At 65.8% G+C, this 3702-nt stretch carries 5 protein-coding genes and 1 pseudogene; 4 read left to right on the plus strand and 2 right to left on the minus strand.

Features of this window, described 5'->3' with window-relative positions; all coding sequences use genetic code 11:
• From ACIRA7_RS15670 to ACIRA7_RS15680, 3 genes and pseudogenes are all read left to right on the plus strand, one after another.
• Positions 1-236: pseudogene (locus ACIRA7_RS15670) on the plus strand (hypothetical protein); the annotation flags it as partial.
• A 213-nt stretch (positions 237-449) separates the two neighbouring features.
• Positions 450-725 carry an addiction module protein gene (locus tag ACIRA7_RS15675; protein WP_396221774.1) on the plus strand — a complete coding sequence of 92 codons (276 nt, stop codon included), beginning with the start codon at positions 450-452 and terminating at the stop codon, positions 723-725.
• A gap of 69 nt (positions 726-794) precedes the next feature.
• Positions 795-1148, plus strand: a complete 354-nt coding sequence (locus tag ACIRA7_RS15680; RefSeq protein ID WP_396221778.1) for a type II toxin-antitoxin system RelE/ParE family toxin — start codon at positions 795-797, stop codon at positions 1146-1148.
• On the opposite strand, the gene ACIRA7_RS15685 is transcribed toward ACIRA7_RS15680, so the two are convergent.
• Positions 1069-1752 carry a potassium channel family protein gene (locus tag ACIRA7_RS15685; protein WP_396221775.1) on the minus strand — a complete coding sequence of 228 codons (684 nt, stop codon included), beginning with the start codon at positions 1750-1752 and terminating at the stop codon, positions 1069-1071. The two genes, ACIRA7_RS15680 and ACIRA7_RS15685, sit on opposite strands and share 80 nt — an antisense overlap.
• Before the next feature lie 66 nt (positions 1753-1818).
• Between ACIRA7_RS15685 and malQ the strand changes: the two genes are divergently transcribed.
• Positions 1819-3405: a 4-alpha-glucanotransferase gene (malQ, locus tag ACIRA7_RS15690; RefSeq protein WP_396221776.1), complete on the plus strand. Its 1587-nt coding sequence runs from the start codon at positions 1819-1821 to the stop codon at positions 3403-3405.
• On the opposite strand, the gene ACIRA7_RS15695 is transcribed toward malQ, so the two are convergent.
• Positions 3402-3702: superinfection immunity protein (locus ACIRA7_RS15695; RefSeq protein ID WP_396221777.1), on the minus strand; the 301-nt coding region annotated here is incomplete at its 5' end. The genes malQ and ACIRA7_RS15695 overlap by 4 nt on opposite strands.

Consider the following 3702-nt stretch of genomic DNA (forward strand, 5'->3'; position numbering starts at 1 on the left):
ACCTGCGCATCGCCAAGGGGCTCGCGATCAACGTGGGCGGCAACTACTCGCGCGTGAACGACCAGCTGTATCTGCGCCGTGGCCGGCTGTCGGACAACGAGATCATCGCGCGTCAGCAGGCGCTGGCTACGAACTACCGGTTCTTCGTGCAGCTGGGCATGAGCTACACCTTCGGCTCGATCTACAATACGGTGGTCAATCCGCGCTTCAACGGACGCGGCGGCCAGCAGTTCTAGCCTTGGTGCCTGCCCTTCGCCCGCCAGCGCTGAAGGACCCTGCGGCAGAACGCACGGCGGCAGCCACATCGCTGGTCGACGGTGGCAGGTAATGGATCGAGGGGCCGTGTAGTCAAAGCGACGGCCCAGACGAGGCGAGCGTAGTTCGCCTCCGGCGTTCGTCTTGATGCCGCGTTCTGCTAGATTTCTCCGTCCTCTGTCGTGGAGCGTGGTATGGATCTCGACTTGGAGCAGTTAGCGGCGGTCGTCCTTCGCTTGCCCGACGCGGCGCGGGCGGACTTGGCGACCCGTCTCTTGGCTAGCCTGGAACCGGACGCGCCCGGCGACTCGGCGGCGGCAATCGCCAGCGCGTGGGATGCGGAGCTTGATCGGCGTGAGACGGAACTGTCCGAGGATCCGAGCATCGGGATTCCGGCTGTGGAGGTCTTCCGCGTGCTCGACGCGGACCTAGCCGCACAGCGGGCTGCCCGGAGCGAGAGCGTCCGCTGAGCACGGAGTCGGGGGCGCTCACGTTCCATCGGGAAGCGCTGGCGGAGCTCCGGGACGCGGCTGCCACAGCTGGGCGAGGACTTCGTCGCGGAGGTTCGCCAAGTCACGGCGCTGGTGGTGCGCAGCCCCGACGCCGGTGCGCCGATGGCGAGTGGGCGACGGCGGTGGCTGTGCGAGCGCTTCCCCTACGCCGTGGTCTATCGCGTCGCGCCGGATGGAAGCATTCGCGTCTTAGCCGTCGCGCATCATCGGCGGCGCCCCGGCTACTGGCGCTCACGCACGGAGCGGACGCACAATCGCGAGCGGCGAAACGGCGCCCTTCAGGACGGCCGAACGCTGGGCGTCAGTCGTCAGGCGAGTGCTTCATCACGCTTTCAATTTTCGGCAGCACCGACACAATGCGTCCGAGAATCAGGATGGTGAACGCCACCGCCACCAGCCCCTGCATCGCACTCACGAAACGGGCCGTCCCCACGGGCCGGATGTCACCGTAACCGATGGTGAGTTGCGTGACCACGCTGAAGTAGATCGCATCGAGCCATGTATCGGCGCCGGCGAGCTGCTCGAGCATAGTGACGTACACGATGCCGAAGCAGATGAGCAGCTCGAGATAGTTCAGAAAGCTGAGCACCAGCGTGCGCACCGCCGAGGAAATCACGATGCGTTCGTCGGTCCGGAGCTGATCGAACACGCTCAGATTCACCGACGACTGAAAAATGTCGAGAATGCGGATCGTGGCGAGCACCCGCGGAATCCAGAGCGGCCACGCGGCGTCGAGTTCAGTGAACAGCAGGAGCAGCAGTTCGATCGCGAACCACGTCAGGATGTACAGCTCCTTGCGGCGCGACCGCAGCGCCGTCGCCTGCTTCGGATTCTGCCGGAACGCCTCGGAGTTCACGTGCGCCACGCGGCTGCCCCCCGCGATGCGACTGGGCGAGAGCTGGTGCAGCACCCAGAACACGCGCTCGAAAAACCACGTGATGATCGAGTACTCGCGCAGCTGTTTTCCCAGCAAACGGCGCCGCATTACGCGCCCCGTGGCCGAAGCCGCGACGAGGCACGCCACGCCAGACCGGTCATCAGTACGCCGAAGATGGGGAGGAACGTCTGCGTCATTGCACTGGGGGTCGGTGAGTCGCAAGCCAGATGCCACGCAACACCCCCGCCGTCGTCCTGTCAAGATTATTTTCCTCGCATGCTCTTCCCGCGCGCCGCCGGCATTCTGCTGCACCCAACGTCCCTCCCGTCTCCCGGCGGCATCGGGGATATGGGCCCCGATGCGTTCCGCTTTGTCCGGTGGCTGGCCGACGCGGGAATGAAAATCTGGCAGGTGCTTCCGCTCGGCCCCACCGGCTACGGCGACAGTCCGTATCAGTGCTTCTCGGCCTTCGCCGGCAATCCCCTGCTGATTCACCTGCCCGAGCCGGCGCGCCCGCACGTTGGGCACAGCGCGGCGACGCCATCGGCGCACGTGTGCGACTTCGGCGCCGTCATCCAGGCCAAGCGCGCACTCCTCGATGCGTGGTTCGACACCATGCCGTACGACGATGCCGTGCAGGGTTTCGTGCGCGAGCAGGACGCGTGGCTCCCGGACTACGCGCTGTTCATGGCCCTCAAGGAAGCGCACGGCGGTGCCGCGTGGACCTCGTGGGAGCACGGTGCGGCGCGCCGCGAGCCCGCGTCGCTGCGTACATGGCGCAACACGCTGCGCCCCGCGATCGAGCGCTGCTATAAAGAGCAGTATGTGTTCTTCGCACAGTTCCGTGCCCTCCGCGCGGTCTGTGCCGAGCACCACATTCAGCTCATGGGCGACGTGCCGATCTATGTGGCGCACGATTCCGCGGATGTGTGGGCCAATCGTTCGCTCTTCACGCTGCACGACGACGGCACTCTCAAGGTGCAGGCCGGGGTGCCGCCCGACTATTTCAGCACAACGGGGCAGCTGTGGGGCAATCCGCTGTATGACTGGGACGCCATGGCGCGCGACGGCTATCGCTGGTGGATCGACCGCATGCGCGCGTCGCTGTCCATGTTCGATGTGGTGCGCCTCGATCACTTCCGCGGCTTCGACGCGTTCTGGGAAGTCCCCGCCGCCGACACCACCGCCGTGAACGGGCGCTGGGTGCAGGGACCGGGTGCGGAGCTCTTCACGGCGCTCACTGCGGCGTTGGGGCCGATGCCGATCGTGGCCGAGAACCTCGGCCTGATTACTCCCGAGGTGGAGGCACTGCGCGAACAGTTCGGGTACCCGGGCATGGCGATTCTGCAATTCGCCTTCAACGACCCCGCGTCCGATTTCCTGCCGCATCGCCATGACCGCGCACTCGTGGTGTACACCGGCACGCACGACAACGACACCACCGTCGGCTGGTGGAATTCATCGGGCGCCAGTGATTCCACGCGCGCGCCGGAAGACGTGGAGCGGGAGAAAGCGTTCGCGCGCCAATATCTCAATACCGACGGCCACGAAATCCATTGGGCGATGATGCGTGCGGCGTTCGCGTCGGTGGCGAACACGGCGCTCGTGCCGCTGCAGGATGTGCTGGGACTGGGCCGCGACACGCGGATGAACTTCCCCGGTCGTCAGTCGGGCAACTGGAGCTTCCGCTTCACGTGGGACCAACTACCCGCGGCGCTCACGGCGCGCCTACGCGAACTCGCGCAGACGTACGGCCGTTAGCGAACGTGTTCGCTGGGACGCGCACTGCCCGGCACGTGCTCCTCATCCACTTCGCCTTCCGGTGGCGGCTCGTACGCGTAGGTGAGGACCATCGACACGATCCAACCGATCACCGTCCATCCCAGCAGCAGGTTGATCGCGGTAATCTTCCATTTGCGTGAACTGCCCCGCTTCCAGGCCAGCATCGACGGCAGGATGTAGAGGCCAGCCAGGGCGATGATCATCACCTGGCCCTTCGGTACGCCAGACCCGACGAAGCGACCGGCGAAATCCGCGGGGGGATCGAGCAACTGGAGT

This window comes from Gemmatimonas sp., assembly GCF_044376735.1.
Classification (GTDB): domain Bacteria; phylum Gemmatimonadota; class Gemmatimonadetes; order Gemmatimonadales; family Gemmatimonadaceae; genus Gemmatimonas.